At 58.0% G+C, this 13,802-nt stretch carries 14 protein-coding genes; 3 read left to right on the top strand and 11 right to left on the bottom strand.

Annotated features, from left to right (window positions below):
* Positions 1-175: 175 nt before the first annotated feature.
* The 6 genes from ABRP31_RS25485 to hutC all read right to left on the bottom strand — a co-directional run bounded on the left by ABRP31_RS25485 (position 176) and on the right by hutC (position 4,820).
* Complete coding sequence (locus tag ABRP31_RS25485) at positions 176-901, bottom strand: anti-sigma factor domain-containing protein (protein ID WP_349972680.1); 726 nt, start codon at positions 899-901, stop codon at positions 176-178.
* Entirely contained in the window at positions 898-1,461 is a 564-nt protein-coding gene (locus ABRP31_RS25480) for a sigma-70 family RNA polymerase sigma factor (protein WP_349972681.1), read from the bottom strand. The genes ABRP31_RS25485 and ABRP31_RS25480 overlap by 4 nt, the downstream gene beginning before the upstream one ends.
* Positions 1,462-1,554: 93 nt before the next feature.
* Positions 1,555-2,088, bottom strand: coding sequence for a DUF3455 domain-containing protein (locus ABRP31_RS25475; RefSeq protein WP_087265938.1), 534 nt, complete (start codon positions 2,086-2,088; stop codon positions 1,555-1,557).
* Positions 2,089-2,192: 104 nt separating this feature from the next.
* Positions 2,193-3,374 carry a Na+/H+ antiporter NhaA gene (nhaA, locus tag ABRP31_RS25470; protein WP_349972682.1) on the bottom strand — a complete coding sequence of 394 codons (1,182 nt, stop codon included), beginning with the start codon at positions 3,372-3,374 and terminating at the stop codon, positions 2,193-2,195.
* A gap of 145 nt (positions 3,375-3,519) precedes the next feature.
* A complete protein-coding gene (locus ABRP31_RS25465) occupies positions 3,520-4,113 on the bottom strand; it encodes a HutD family protein (protein ID WP_349972683.1) in 594 nt (197 codons plus the stop codon).
* Positions 4,110-4,820, bottom strand: coding sequence for a histidine utilization repressor (gene hutC / locus ABRP31_RS25460; protein WP_193441856.1), 711 nt, complete (start codon positions 4,818-4,820; stop codon positions 4,110-4,112). Before hutC ends, ABRP31_RS25465 begins: the two co-directional genes overlap by 4 nt.
* 223 nt (positions 4,821-5,043) lie before the next feature.
* Between hutC and ABRP31_RS25455 the strand changes: the two genes are divergently transcribed.
* Positions 5,044-6,408, top strand: coding sequence for a formimidoylglutamate deiminase (locus ABRP31_RS25455; protein WP_349972684.1), 1,365 nt, complete (start codon positions 5,044-5,046; stop codon positions 6,406-6,408).
* A gap of 145 nt (positions 6,409-6,553) precedes the next feature.
* On the opposite strand, the gene ABRP31_RS25450 is transcribed toward ABRP31_RS25455, so the two are convergent.
* The 5 genes from ABRP31_RS25450 to ABRP31_RS25430 all read right to left on the bottom strand — a co-directional run bounded on the left by ABRP31_RS25450 (position 6,554) and on the right by ABRP31_RS25430 (position 11,938).
* Positions 6,554-7,123, bottom strand: a complete 570-nt coding sequence (locus ABRP31_RS25450) for a lipocalin family protein (RefSeq protein WP_349972685.1) — start codon at positions 7,121-7,123, stop codon at positions 6,554-6,556.
* 3 nt (positions 7,124-7,126) lie between these two features.
* Positions 7,127-7,381: a hypothetical protein gene (locus ABRP31_RS25445; RefSeq protein ID WP_087265949.1), complete on the bottom strand. Its 255-nt coding sequence runs from the start codon at positions 7,379-7,381 to the stop codon at positions 7,127-7,129.
* Positions 7,382-7,563: 182 nt separating this feature from the next.
* Positions 7,564-8,166, bottom strand: coding sequence for a DUF924 family protein (locus ABRP31_RS25440; RefSeq protein ID WP_349972686.1), 603 nt, complete (start codon positions 8,164-8,166; stop codon positions 7,564-7,566).
* 5 nt (positions 8,167-8,171) lie between these two features.
* Entirely contained in the window at positions 8,172-9,182 is a 1,011-nt protein-coding gene (locus ABRP31_RS25435; protein WP_087265953.1) for a class 1 fructose-bisphosphatase, read from the bottom strand.
* A gap of 305 nt (positions 9,183-9,487) precedes the next feature.
* Positions 9,488-11,938, bottom strand: coding sequence for a glycogen/starch/alpha-glucan phosphorylase (locus ABRP31_RS25430; RefSeq protein ID WP_087265954.1), 2,451 nt, complete (start codon positions 11,936-11,938; stop codon positions 9,488-9,490).
* A 289-nt stretch (positions 11,939-12,227) separates the two neighbouring features.
* Between ABRP31_RS25430 and pip the strand changes: the two genes are divergently transcribed.
* The gene (pip, locus tag ABRP31_RS25425; RefSeq protein WP_087265956.1) at positions 12,228-13,199 is read left to right on the top strand and encodes a prolyl aminopeptidase; all 972 of its coding nucleotides are present in this window, start codon (positions 12,228-12,230) and stop codon (positions 13,197-13,199) included.
* Positions 13,200-13,330: 131 nt separating this feature from the next.
* Complete coding sequence (gene dtd, locus ABRP31_RS25420) at positions 13,331-13,768, top strand: D-aminoacyl-tRNA deacylase (RefSeq protein ID WP_349972687.1); 438 nt, start codon at positions 13,331-13,333, stop codon at positions 13,766-13,768.
* Positions 13,769-13,802 lie beyond the last annotated feature (34 nt).

Below are 13,802 nucleotides of genomic sequence, written 5' to 3'. Positions count from 1 at the left end.
GGTTAGGAGTTTTTACAAATGCTCCTGAGGACAGGATGAGGGGCGCAGGATTATCAGGGGATGACGAGACGATTGGACGTCGTACACCTCACAAGCCAATCACCTACGCGTGTTACTCCGAAGGCGATTTGCTTGTTTTTGGGGCGCTCGGTAACAGAATGGTGCGCGGCTTGAGTCAGATGACCTTCACCGCACGCCCGATAAACTGGATCGGACCGGTAGGCTTGCCTATCGGTGAACCGGTGGCTTGTTCCAGCGTCAGCTCGAACAGTTGGTTAGGCTGCAACGGCGGCAGTTTATCCAGTGGCACTTGCAGAGTTTGCCCCGGCTTGACCAGTCCGAGGGAAACCGGGCCTTGCCAGTCATCGCCCTTGGTCCAGAATTCCAGCGCCTTGTCGGCGGGCACTTCGGTAACGCTCAGCGGAATGAGCTGGATGTCTGTGGAGTTGCTGGTCTGAATCACCCAGCCCGGCGCTTTGTCCTGCGGCGCGACCAGCACCACCAGATACGAAGGCGCCGGAGTCGAGCGCGACTGGGTGAACAGCGTCATGCCCAACACCAATGACGCAGCCAGCCCGGCACCGGCAAGACCACGCCAGATCGACAGGTTGTTCCACCAGCTTTGCACGTCGCGTTTTGCGGCTTTTTGTGGCGCGAGCAAATCATCCAGGCTGCGCTCGATTCGCGCCCAAAGGTGAGGCGGTGGGTTCTGCGGCTCTACCATGTCCGTCAGCGGCAGCAGACGTGCTTCCCATTCGTCGACTGCGGCGCGCAAGGCGGGCTCGTTGGGCAGTCGACGCTCTACTTCAATTCGTTGCTCGGCAGACAAAGTGCCCAGCACATATTCGCCCGCTAATTCGTTCAGCGGTTTTTGGGGTTCAGTGCCCGAGCTGTTGCTCATCCGATGCACTCCCGTAATGCATTCAGGCTGCGCTTGATCCAGGCTTTGACAGTGCCCAGCGGCGCGCCGATTTTTTGCGCAATCTCTTGATGTGAATAGCCGTCCACGTAAGCGTGGAACACGCAGTTGCGACGTACCGGTTCAAGCTGCTCCAGACAGAATTCGATCCGCCCCGGATTTACCCGCCAGTCAAAACTGTCCACCGTTACGTTCCAGCCTTCCAGCGTCGCCTGTGCTTCATCGTGCTCGTCTTCATCTTCACTCTGCACTTCCCGGGCATTGTTGCGAATGGCGTTCAACGCCAGATGCCGGGTGATGCTGAATATCCAGCCACGCGCCGAACCCCGGGTCTTGTCAAAGCTTGCCGCTCCGGTCCAGACCTTGATAAAGGCGTCGTGCACGATGTCCTGAGCCAATGCGCTGTCGCGCACCAAGCGTTGCGCAACACCGAGCAAACGAGGACTTTCCTGGGCATACAGCCGCTCAAGCGCCTGCCGCTCGCCTCGGGCGCAGGCATCCAGTGCTGCTTCGTAATCAAACAGGGATTCTTGGGAGGACAATTCAATACGCCGTATACAGAGTACTTCTACCCCGATTTGAATCGGAGCACCCGCGCAGGAGCATAGACCAGTTCCTGCGCAGGCTCGCGCTAATTACTTCGCAGACCAGAAGATATAGTCAGCTTGATATTTAACGATTTCCTTGGCGCCTTTGTTGCTCTCGGCACACGCTTTGGCGGGGGCTACGCCGCCTTTGAGAGCGGTACGCTGAATGTACGCAACGCCGGTCATTGCGCCTTTGCCTTCAGCCGGGTTGGCTTTGACCAACTGATACGGCAGGTTGCCAGCGCTGGACGGTGCCACCGCGAGTTGGGTGCCGGTCACTTTCGAACCGTCTTTGGCTTCCCAGGTGGCTGGCGGGCCGTAGTAGGTGCCGACTTGCTTGCCGCTGCGATCATTGAGCACGGCTTTAGGACCCACGAACGCCCATTCCATGCCTTCTGCAGCATTGGCTTTGGCGCGGCACTCGTAAGTGATCTCGCCGACACCGGTGGTTTCCAGGCTGACTTTGAAGCCATCCGGCACCCGCACAGTTTCCGGCAGGTTGCTTTGAGCGAAGGCAGAGGGCGCCAGGCAAGTGAAAGCCAGTGCAGCACCAGTCAGGCAGAGCAAGCGTTTTGCGTTCATGCAGACATCTCCAGTTTTGGGTTTTCGCTTAACAGCCAAACCGGCTGCTTATCTGTACTACCCGCGAGAAACCCATCTGGATGCAGAGATTTGAAAATAAATTTTCAGCCCTTGCTGATTCGGCTGCGCAACAGGATCACGCCAGCGATTGCCGCCAGTCCGGAGCCCATCAATACGCCGACTTTTACTTCGTCGATCAGATGTGCGGAACCGGGGAAGGCGAGGTTGCCGATGAACAGACTCATGGTGAAACCGATGCCGCAGAGAATCGCGACGCCATACAACTGCACCCAGTTGCTGCCTTCCGGCATCGACGCCAGGCCGGAGCGAATGGCCAGAACAGCGGCGAGGAATACGCCAATCTGTTTACCCACGAAAAGACCAAGCGCAACGCCCAGCGGTACAGGATCAATCAGGTTCTGCAGCGAGATTCCTGACAACGAAACCCCCGCGTTGGCAAAGCCGAAGATGGGCACGATGGCAAACGCGACCCAGTAGTGCAGCTTCTCCTCAAGGAACAGCAGAGGCGAGCGGGACTCTTCTTCAGGTTTGCCCAAGGGAATACACAGCGCCAGAGCGACACCGGCCAGCGTCGCGTGAACGCCCGATTGCAGGACGAAAAACCACAGGGCGGCGCCCAGCAACAAGTACGGCAGCAGTCGGCGTACGCGCAGGCGATTCATCACGATCAAAACCGCGAGCGTGGCGAAGGAGGCCAGCAGCATCGGCATGTTCAGGCCCGAGCTGTAGAAGAAAGCAATGATGGTAACGGCGCCCAGATCGTCGAGAATCGCCAGTGCGGCGAGGAAGACTTTCAGGGAGGTCGGCACGCGTTTACCAAGCAGCGACAGTACGCCAAGGGCGAAGGCAATGTCGGTAGCGGCAGGGATTGCCCAGCCGCTCATGGTTTCCTTGTTGCCCCAGTTGACCGCAATGTAGATCAGCGCAGGCACCAACATGCCGCCAGCCGCCGCAAAGCCGGGCAGGGCACGCTGGCCCCAGGTAGCCAGACCGCCCGCGAGCACTTCACGCTTGATTTCCAGACCGACCATCAGGAAGAAGATCGCCATCAGCCCGTCGTTGATCCAGAGCTCGACGGAAAGCCCCAGCCAGACGCTGTGCAGTGCTGCGAAGTAGCCAGCGGAAAGTCCGGAGTTGGCGACGATCAATGCAGCCAGCGCCGCGCCCATCAAGACGATGCCACCGGCTGATTCGGAGGCCAGGAAGCTGGCGAGAATGGCGATGGCTCTTGGGGTTTCTTTTTTGTTAGTGGTTGATGTCGTCATTGGCAGGGTGGGGCGTCCTTGGAGTAGCGCTGGCGTTCAATCTGTAGGAGTGAGCTTGCTCGCGATTGCATTAGATCAGGCGATTCGGTGGCGGCTGACATACCGCAATCGCGAGCAAGCTCACTCCTACAGGGACGCGTTAAGTTTAGATTTTAGTTAGCTCAATCAAACAGCAGCGGCTCGCACGGGGGGCATACAGCACAACCTCCAGCAGCGCGCCGGATTCATTGTCCAACTGCAGGCAATCGTGCTTTTCCAGCAATTGCGGCGGATGTTCGGCCAGGTTCGCGGCCATCTGCTCTGCCGCGCTGAACAGCAACAGCGTAGACGCCGAACTGAACAAACGCTGCGGTTTGAGCACATCGACCCACTGCAAACTGACGCGATAACGTTCTGGTGAGTAGATCAGGTTGAAATCGCGAATCGCACCGTCGAGCAATGTGCAACTGACCTGACTGTCGCCGCTGAACGCGAACGGGTCGCCGGGCAGTAGCGGCTCGGTTGTCTTGCCATCGATATCCAGCGTCATGCCCATGCCTTGCAGCACGGTGATGATGCGCTGATAGCCCGGGAACAATGAAAAGCCGCCGGACTGCTCGATATCGGCAATCGACAGACGCCAGCCGAAACCTTCCAGGCCTTCGCCTGCATCGCGGGTCACTTCTTCCGTGCTGCCGCCGCCGTTTTTCCAGGGCATGCGCGGATAGTCGGCGGCGCGTAAAACGGTCAGTTGGCTCATTTGCTGAAACGTCCTTCCAGGCGATGACGGGAACCGGGGTGGATCAGTCGTGCAGCGGTCACTGGCTGACGGCCGGACCATGTGCGACGACGGATCAACAGGCAAGGTTCGTTGGGGCTGATCTGCAACAGTTCGCACTCATTCGGCTCGGCGAGAATGGCCTCAACCACATGCTCGCCTTCGGTCAAGGGCGCGACTTGCGAGAGATAGGCGTAAGGCGTCTGCTGGGTGAAGTCCTGGCTCAAGTAATCCGGCGCGACCAACGCGTTGACATAGCGATCTTCGATTTGCACCGGCAGATCGTTTTCCAGATGCACGATCAACGAGTGAAAAACCCGCTGACCTTCGCGCATATCCAGCGCCAGGGCTCGCTCGGAGCCTGCGGCTTCTTCTTTCAGCAGGATGACCTTGCAGGTGTGCCGATGACCACGGGCAGCGATTTCGTCAGCGATGTTATGCACTTCAAACAGTGCCGACTGACTCTTGGGCTCGGCGACGAAGGTGCCAACGCCCTGCATACGCACCAACAGGCCTTCGGCGGTCATTTCACGCAGGGCGCGGTTGATGGTCATGCGGCTGAAACCCAGTTGGGTCACCAACTCGCTTTCCGACGGGACGCGGTGATGTGGCGGCCAGTTTCCGCACTGGATCTGCTGGGCGATCATCTGCTTTACGCGGGCGTATAGCGGGGCCGGACTGTCGCCCATTTGGGCAGCCAACGGAGAAGTGGCGGGCGGAGTCGGCACTGAGGGCAATCCTTTTCGAAGGTAATTCAGGTGCGGGTCGGCGCTGATCTTGCAGCGCCTGGTCATTAATAACGTGTGCTCACGCTAACCATTAACCTGTTCGGCGACAAGCTTGCCGGAGTTTACCGAGCGTGCAAACGTCTGTATATGTATATACAAATCACTTTTTACGGGATTCAGAGCCATGTCTGCCTACTTTGCCGAGCGTGCATTGTTGCCCAGCGGTTGGGCCAATAACGTTCGTATTGAGGTCAGCGCCGCTGGCGTGATCACTCATATCGTCGCGGAGGCAGACGCTTCAGGCGCGGAGTTGCTAAAAGGACCGTTGCTGCCAGGCATGCCGAATCTGCATTCCCACGCGTTCCAGCGGGCGATGGCCGGGCTGGCGGAAGTGGCAGGGAACCCCAATGACAGCTTCTGGACCTGGCGCGATTTGATGTACCGCCTGGTCGGCAAGATCAGCCCGCAGCAACTGGGTGTCATTGCCCGTCAGTTGTACATCGAAATGCTCAAGGGCGGTTTTACCTCGGTCGCTGAATTTCATTACGTGCATCAGGACACTACCGGCAAGTCGTATGCAAATCCCGCGGAACTGGCGCTGCAAATAAGTCAGGCGGCGAGTTCTGCCGGGATCGGACTGACGCTGTTGCCGGTGCTCTACAGCCACTCCGGTTTCGGCGGGCAAACGCCGAACGAGGGTCAGCGGCGGTTTATCCACAGCACCGACAGCTATCTTGATCTGCACGCGCGTCTGCAACCTGTATTGCGCGAGCAGCCAGCACAGCAGTTGGGCCTTTGTTTTCATTCGCTACGTGCGGTAACGCCTGAGCAGATCAGCGCGGTACTGGCCGCCAGCGACCAGCATTGTCCGGTCCATATCCACATCGCCGAACAGCAGAAGGAAGTCGACGACTGCCTGAGCTGGAGCGGCCGTCGGCCTGTGCAATGGCTTTACGAGAACGCTCCGGTGGATGAGCGCTGGTGTCTGGTGCATGCCACGCATGTCGAAGTCGATGAAGTTGCGTTGATGGCGCGAAGCGGTGCGGTTGCCGGGTTGTGCCTGACCACTGAAGCGAATCTGGGTGACGGGATTTTCCCGGCAGTGGACTACATCGCTCAAGGCGGGCGCTGGGGGATCGGTTCAGACAGCCACGTGTCGTTGAGTGTGGTCGAGGAGTTGCGTTGGCTTGAGTACGGTCAGCGATTGCGGGATCAGCGTCGCAATCGCTTGTATCGCAGCGATCAGCCAATGGTCGGCAGGACGTTGTTTGATGCAGCGCTGGTCGGTGGGGCGCAGGCGTTGGGGCAGCCTATCGGTGGTCTGGAAGTGGGGCAGCGTGCCGACTGGCTGGTGCTTGATGGCAATGATCCATACATCGCCACCGCGTCGGACGACGGGATCCTCAACCGCTGGTTATTCGCGGGCAGCGACCGGCAGATTCGCGACGTGATGGTCAACGGCAAGTGGGTGGTGCGTGAAGGGCATCATGCCGGGGAAGAGCAGAGTAGTCGGGAGTTTGCGCAGGTATTGCGGGAGTTGTTGGGGTAGCGATATCAACAAAACGCATTCCTTTGAATCGAAATCCATTCCCTGTAGGAGCTGCCGAAGGCTGCGAAAGCGCTTGGCCTGACGGACCGCTATCGCAGCCTTCGGCAGCTCCTACAGGTCATTTTTGATTCATGACTGGCGCGTATTACTTGCCGATCTTCGAATCTTCAACCCGCCAGACCAGCTTGGTGGTGTCGTATCCCTGCTGTTGAGCCTGGCTGAGCAAATGCTCTTTCACTTCCTTGGAGATGGTAGGCGTGCGCGAAAGCAGCCACAGGTATTTGCGGTCCGGATTGCCCACGACAGCGGTCTTGTAGCCGTCGCCGATATACAGCACCCAGTAGTCGCCTTTGGCTACGCCGGGCAGCAGGCGGGAGAACCAGTTATCGAACTCCACCCATAACTTGTCGGTTTTACCCGCCACTTGCGGTGTAGCTGTGCCTGTCGCTTCCTGCCACTCACCTTCAATGGTCCGGCAGCGGTTGGTCACGCCGACGTTGCCATCTTCCTTGAGGGCGTAATGCGCTTCGGATTGCGCGCAGTTACGCTGGAAGAACATCGGTAAACGAGCGATTTCGTACCAAGTACCCTGATACTGTTTGAGGTCGACGTTACCAACCGTTCTTGGCTCAAGGTTTTCAGCGGAATGCGCGAAACCGATTGCGAGAAAGCTGGCCATGACCACCAGCCCAAAGCGCACGAGTAATTTGATCATCTGTTATTTCAAACCCTGTCCCGAAAAAAGCACAACCTTGTCGGCGGCGTACTGCACGCTGATAAAGCTCTTCTGATCGCCCCACGTGCAGCTGGACATACCCAGCGCGCCGGAGCATTCGGTCGGGCTGCCGAGCAGGCGTTCAACTTCAGCCTTGGGCATACCCGCAGAAAGCTTCGAGTAATTTTCCTGATTAACCTTGCTGCATGCGGTCAGCAATACGAGAAACGACAACAACGCTAGAGAGCGCAGAGACATGGGTGAAGCTCCTGAACGGAAAAGGGCAACGCCGCAGCAAACGGTCGATGGGCAGGTTGCTGGCGTAATACCGCAAGCTTAGAAGAGAAAAGCGGGGTCTGGTTCCGTTGAGGATAAAATCCATTTTTTCGAGCAAACGCATACCTGTGGGAGCGGTGCTTGCCCATGCGCGCGTTTCTTACTTAAAACCGCGAACCAGGCTGTTTCAGGAATTCAATCTCTTCCGGCGTTGAAGCACGGCCAAGAATTGCGTTGCGATGCGGGAAGCGCCCAAAGCGATCGATGACTGCCCGGTGGCGTTCGGCGTAATCAAGACTGTCGTTGAAATAGTCGCGGTCTGTGGAGGGGAGCAGGGGGAGGAGTTCGGTGAAGCGCGCGACGGCTTCATTTTGTGCGTCGAGGGTTTCGCTGTGTTCCAGCACCAGATAGATGAAGGTGCGCTGCAGCGGATCCAGATGCTGGTCGCGGCCAAGCTTCAGGCCGTGGGCAACAAGCGCCTGAGCGCGTTGATCGCCAGCGAAAGCTTTAGGCGTGTCGCGAAAAATCATGCGTGGTAGTTGGTCGAGCAGCAGTACCAACGCCAGCCAGCCATCAGGACTTTCAGTCCACTCTTTCAAACCGCCCGAAAGTGCGGATTCGACCAGATCACCAAAACGCGTCCGCGCTTCGGTGTCCTGAGCCTGATCCTTGCCGAACCACAACTTGCCCTTGGCCTTCGCCATTTCGGAGGGCGATCCGGCAGAGCCGAACCACCATTCCAGCAGCGGGAGCCAAGGGGCAGTCATGTTAGTCAGGCCTTGTGGTACGAGGTCGCGCGCTCAACTTCTTCTTTCGAGCCCAGGAACACAGCCACACGCTGGTGCAGACCGTCCGGCTGAATGTCGAGGATGCGCTGATGACCGTCGGTGGACGCGCCGCCAGCTTGTTCGACCAGGAACGACATCGGGTTGGCCTCGTACATCAAACGCAGTTTGCCCGGCTTGGATGGTTCGCGGCTGTCACGTGGGTACATGAACAGACCGCCACGGGTCAGGATGCGGTGTACATCGCCGACCATCGCAGCAACCCAGCGCATGTTGTAGTTCTTTTTCAGTGGACCGGCTTCGCCAGCCAGCAGTTCGTCAACGTAGCGTTGTACTGGAGCTTCCCAGTGGCGCTGGTTGGACATGTTGATCGCGAATTCCTGGGTGGAAGTCGGGATCTTGATGTCTTCGTGGGTCAGTACGAAGCTGCCCATTTCACGATCCAGCGTGAAGCCTTTGACGCCGTCGCCCAAGGTCAGAACCAGCATGGTTTGTGGGCCGTAGATTGCATAACCTGCGGCTACTTGCTGAGTACCTGGCTGCAGGAAAGCCTTTTCGTTCAAAGGCTCGTTCTGGCTCAGGTATTCATTCGGGCAGCGCAGTACGGAGAAGATGGTGCCGACCGGGGCGTTGATGTCGATGTTCGACGAGCCGTCCAGTGGGTCGAAAACCAGCAGGTAGGCGCCTTTCGGGTATTTGCCCGGGATCTGGTAGGCGTTGTCCATTTCTTCGGACGCCATGCCTGCCAGGTGACCGCCCCACTCGTTGGCTTCGAGCAGGATTTCGTTGGAGATCACGTCGAGCTTCTTCTGCACTTCGCCCTGAACGTTTTCAGTGCCCATGCTGCCGAGCACGCCGCCCAGCGCGCCTTTGGAAACGGCGTGGCTGATTTCCTTGCACGCTCGCGCCACCACTTCGATCAGGAAGCGCAGATCGGCAGGAGTGTTGTTGCTGCGGGTCTGCTCAATCAAATAGCGACTCAGGGTAACGCGGGACATGGATAGCTCCGAATAGGGGGAATAAAAAACCCGCGCAGTTTAGCGCGAGTCGAGACGTAATACTGCCTATAAGACTGGGTTAACACCCATTGAGTTCACGTGTGGGCAGAGCGTAGCTGGAAAATGCTGAAACGGTGGCTGAAACGAGTTGGTTACCGAGTGAAGCACGATCCCCTGTGGGAGCTGGGCTTGCCCGCGATAAGAATGGCGCGATTTAAAGTGAACCGCGTCCAGCCCTATCGCGGGCAAGCCCGGCTCCCACATTGGCCGTATTGCCAAAGTGGGAGCGGTTTGCGCTTATTCCATCAATCCAGCGCGTTCCAGATATCCCCAGCGTATTCCCGGATCGTCCGGTCAGACGAGAACCAGCCCATGCGTGAAGTGTTGAGCACCGCGGAGCGCCACCACTCTTTCGAGTCGTGCCAGTGGGCTTCGACCCTGGCCTGGGCGTCCCAGTAGGAATCAAAGTCGGCACAGACCAGAAAGCGGTCGTAGGCCAGCAATTGATCGATCAGGCCGGCATAACGGTTAGGATCATCCGGCGAAAACACGCCGCCCCGAATGGCTTGCAGAACGTCATTAAGTCGACCCGATGCCGCCGCTGCCGCGTAAGCGCTGAAGTCGCCCACTTGCTTATGAGCTTCGACTTCCCGAGCGGTCATGCCGAAGATGAACATGTGTTCCAGGCCCACCTGCTCGCTCATTTCCACGTTGGCACCGTCCAGCGTGCCGATGGTCAGCGCACCGTTGAGGCCGAATTTCATGTTGCTGGTGCCCGATGCTTCCAGGCCCGCAGTTGAAATTTGCTCGGACAAGTCGGCTGCCGGGATGATGCTTTCCGCCAGGCTGACGTTGTAGTTGGGCATAAACACGACTTTGAGCAGGCCGCGTACGGTCGGGTCGCTATTAACCGTGCGAGCAATATCGTTAGTCAGCTTGATGATCAGCTTGGCCGAGTGATAACTGGCCGCCGCTTTACCCGCGAAGATCTTCACGCGTGGCACCCAATCGGTGCCCGGCTGAGCCCGGATGGCCTGATATAAGGCAACGGTGTGAAACAGGTTCAACAGCTGGCGCTTGTATTCATGAATCCGTTTGACCTGCACATCGAACATTGCCGCCGGATTGACCACGATCCCCAGGCGTTCCTTGATGATCGCCGCCAGTGCGCGTTTGCTGTGCAGGCGCTGATCCGCGAACTGCTTGCGGAAAGAGCTCTTGTCCGCGAACGGTTCCAGCTCGATCAGGCGCGTTTCTGCGTTATCCAGCACGTCCTCGCCCAGCGACTCGGTGAGCATTTCGGTGAGCTTGGGATTTGCCTGGAACAGCCAGCGGCGAAAGGTAATGCCGTTGGTTTTGTTGTTGATCCGGTCCGGATACAGCTTGTGCAGTTCGGCGAAAACCGTCTTGCGCATCAACTGGGTATGCAGCGCGGAAACGCCGTTAATGCTGTGGGAGCCGAGGAACGCCAGGTTGCCCATGCGCACTCGACGACCGTTCTCTTCCTCGATCAGCGATACCGCGCGCAGCACGTCAAAGTCGTGAATGCCTTTGGCACGCAAGGTGTCGATGTGCTGAGCATTGATGATGTAGATGATCTGCATGTGGCGCGGCAGCATCCGCTCCATCAAGCCAACCGACCAGGTTTCCAGCGCCTCGGGCAGCAAGGTGTGGTTGGTGTAGGCGAGGGTGCCCACGGTGATCTTCCATGCCGCATCCCACGCGATACCGTGGGTGTCGATCAACTGGCGCATCAGCTCGGCGACTGCGATGGACGGGTGCGTGTCGTTCATCTGGATGGCTGCGTGTTCCGGCAGGTCCATCAATGTTGCGTGCATGTTCAGATGGCGGCGCAGCAAATCCTGCAGCGACGCGGAAACGAAGAAGTATTCCTGGCGCAGGCGTAATTCCTGGCCGGCCTCAGTGGCGTCGTTCGGATAGAGCACGCGGGAGATACTTTCTGCGCGCACAACTTCGGCCACTGCACCAAAGTGGTCACCGGCGTTGAAACGCTCCAGATGCAGATCGCCCACCGCGCGGGCGCGCCACAGACGCAAGGTGTTCACGCTTTTACCGCGCCATCCCACCACAGGCGTGTCGTAGGCAATAGCCCGGACGGTTTCAGACGGGCGCCAGACCTGACGCTGTTCACCGGCCTCGTTGGTGAGGGTGTCGACACTGCCGCCGAAACCAATCGGGTAAACCACTTCCGGGCGCTCAAACTCCCATGGGTTACCGAAGTCCAGCCAGTTCTCGGTTTGTTCCTGCTGCCAGCCATCGACGATTGCCTGCCGGAACAAGCCGTGTTCGTAACGAATACCGTAACCGTGACCTGCGATGCCCAGCGTCGACATGCTTTCCATGAAACAGGCTGCCAGACGACCCAGGCCGCCGTTACCCAGCGCGGCGTCCGGCTCAAGTAATTTGATGCGCTCGATGTCCACGCCCAGTTCAGTCATCGCTTCGCGAGCTACTTCCAGCAGGCCAAGGTTGCTCAGGCTGTCGTACAGCAAACGCCCGATAAGAAACTCCAGCGACAGGTAATACACCCGTTTCTGGACCTTGCGATAAATCTGCCGGGTATGGTCCATCCAGTGCTCGACCATGTGGTCACGAGCAGCGAGTGCTACAGCTTCGAACCAGTCATGCTCAAACGCATGGTCAGGGTCCTTACCCACCGAATAGGTGAGTTTGGCGAGAACAGCGGCGCGAAAAGCAGCCACTTCAGCGTCACGAACGAGTGGTTCCTGAGACATCGATACGACCTCAAGTAGTCAGACGAATGAAGGATGGGGTTTCTTTGACTGTAGGGCGTGTCTGCAAAACTTTCCTGAATTTTTCCTAAATTACTCAGGACACGACTCACGCTTCGACAGACTCATGCCGCTCTGGTTCGCCCATTTGAGCAATTGGCAAACCGCTTGCATCGATCGTTCCACACTTGGCATGAGCTGCGAGTGACAGCATGAACATTCCTCGTTTCGGGTTTATGATGCCTCCACGGCAAAAAAATAGAAGAACCCGAACCGCACTTACGGAGCACCTATGCAGACCTTGTATCCGCAGATCAAACCTTACGCCCGGCACGATCTGGCTGTAGAGGCGCCGCACGTTTTGTATGTCGATGAAAGCGGGTCACCGGAAGGTCTGCCGGTGGTGTTTATTCATGGCGGCCCCGGCGCGGGCTGCGATGCGCAAAGCCGTCGCTATTTCGATCCCAATCTGTATCGCATCATCACTTTCGATCAGCGTGGTTGCGGTCGTTCGACGCCTCATGCAAGCCTGGAAAACAACACCACCTGGGATCTGGTTGCCGACCTTGAGCGAATTCGCGAGCATCTGGGCATTGATAAATGGGTGTTGTTTGGTGGCTCGTGGGGTTCGACTCTGTCGTTGGCCTACGCTCAAACTCATCCGGATCGCGTCCACGCCCTGATCCTGCGCGGCATTTTTCTGGCTCGCCCGCAGGAAATCGAGTGGTTCTATCAGGCGGGTGCCAGCCGCATGTTCCCGGATTACTGGCAGGATTATGTGGCTCCGATCCCGCTGGAAGAACGCGGCGATCTGTTGACCGCGTTCCATAAACGCCTGACCGGTACCGACCAGATTGCCCAGATGCATGCGGCCAAGGCCTGGTCCACGTGGGAAGGCCGTGCTGCGACGCTGCGTCCTAATCCGCAAGTGGTGGATCGCTTCTCCGAGCCGCAGCGCGCATTGTCCATCGCGCGTATCGAGTGCCATTACTTCACCAATAACTCCTTCCTTGAAGAAAACCAGTTGATCCGCGACATGCCGAAAATCGCCCATTTGCCGGGGATCATCGTGCACGGCCGCTATGACGTCATCTGCCCGCTGGATAATGCCTGGGAGCTGCACCAGGCCTGGCCGAACAGCGAGCTGCAAGTGATTCGCGATGCGGGGCATGCTGCGTCCGAGCCGGGTATCACCGACGCACTGGTCCGCGCCGCCGCGCAAGTGGCTGCTCGTTTGCTGGATTTGCCGCCTGAAGAGGCGTGATGGAATTTGTCGGAGCGGTGCTTGCCCGCGATAAGGCTGGACACGGTTCCCTTTAGATCGCGTCGCTCTTATCGCGGGCAAGCACCGCTCCCACAGGAATCCTCAGCAAGGGCCAATATGGAATTTGATACATGAAAGGCTTGCTACAACGCGTCAGCAGCGCACGAGTTGAAGTTGAAGGGCAGATTGTTGGCTCTATCAATCAGGGTTTGATGGTTCTGGTGGGAGTCGAGCCTCAAGACACTCAGGCCAGTGCCGACAAGCTGCTACATAAGCTGCTTAACTACCGCGTGTTCAGCGATGCTGACGGCAAGATGAATCTATCCTTGCGCGATGTCGCAGGAGGTTTGCTGTTGGTTTCGCAGTTCACGCTGGCAGCGGATACCAAAAGCGGCATGCGGCCGAGCTTCTCCAAAGCAGCCCCGCCCGCCTTGGGAGCCGAATTGTTCGAGTATTTATTGAGTCAGGCAAAAAGCTCGCATGCGGTGGTTGAATCGGGCCAATTTGGTGCAGACATGCAAGTTCATTTGGTAAATGATGGCCCCGTGACTTTTCTGCTGGAGGGGTAAAGTATCGATTTGCTGTACTGCCCCCGGATTTATT

The sequence above is a fragment of the Pseudomonas caspiana genome, from assembly GCF_040224095.2.
In the GTDB taxonomy this organism is placed as follows: domain Bacteria; phylum Pseudomonadota; class Gammaproteobacteria; order Pseudomonadales; family Pseudomonadaceae; genus Aquipseudomonas; species Aquipseudomonas caspiana.
This window is presented reverse-complemented; position numbering and strand designations above follow the sequence as displayed.

Bases quoted from the DNA above. Each gene is read 5' to 3' on its own strand.
- ABRP31_RS25455 (WP_349972684.1), top strand. From the start codon at position 5,044: ATGTCTGCCTACTTTGCCGAGCGTGCATTGTTGCCCAGCGGTTGGGCC.
- ABRP31_RS25435 (WP_087265953.1), bottom strand. From the start codon at position 9,182: ATGTCCCGCGTTACCCTGAGTCGCTATTTGATTGAGCAGACCCGCAGC.
- dtd (WP_349972687.1), top strand. From the start codon at position 13,331: ATGAAAGGCTTGCTACAACGCGTCAGCAGCGCACGAGTTGAAGTTGAA.
- ABRP31_RS25475 (WP_087265938.1), bottom strand. From the start codon at position 2,088: ATGAACGCAAAACGCTTGCTCTGCCTGACTGGTGCTGCACTGGCTTTC.
- ABRP31_RS25450 (WP_349972685.1), bottom strand. From the start codon at position 7,123: ATGATCAAATTACTCGTGCGCTTTGGGCTGGTGGTCATGGCCAGCTTT.
- nhaA (WP_349972682.1), bottom strand. From the start codon at position 3,374: ATGACGACATCAACCACTAACAAAAAAGAAACCCCAAGAGCCATCGCC.
- pip (WP_087265956.1), top strand. From the start codon at position 12,228: ATGCAGACCTTGTATCCGCAGATCAAACCTTACGCCCGGCACGATCTG.
- ABRP31_RS25465 (WP_349972683.1), bottom strand. From the start codon at position 4,113: ATGAGCCAACTGACCGTTTTACGCGCCGCCGACTATCCGCGCATGCCC.
- ABRP31_RS25430 (WP_087265954.1), bottom strand. From the start codon at position 11,938: ATGTCTCAGGAACCACTCGTTCGTGACGCTGAAGTGGCTGCTTTTCGC.
- ABRP31_RS25445 (WP_087265949.1), bottom strand. From the start codon at position 7,381: ATGTCTCTGCGCTCTCTAGCGTTGTTGTCGTTTCTCGTATTGCTGACC.
- ABRP31_RS25485 (WP_349972680.1), bottom strand. From the start codon at position 901: ATGAGCAACAGCTCGGGCACTGAACCCCAAAAACCGCTGAACGAATTA.
- hutC (WP_193441856.1), bottom strand. From the start codon at position 4,820: ATGGGCGACAGTCCGGCCCCGCTATACGCCCGCGTAAAGCAGATGATC.
- ABRP31_RS25440 (WP_349972686.1), bottom strand. From the start codon at position 8,166: ATGACTGCCCCTTGGCTCCCGCTGCTGGAATGGTGGTTCGGCTCTGCC.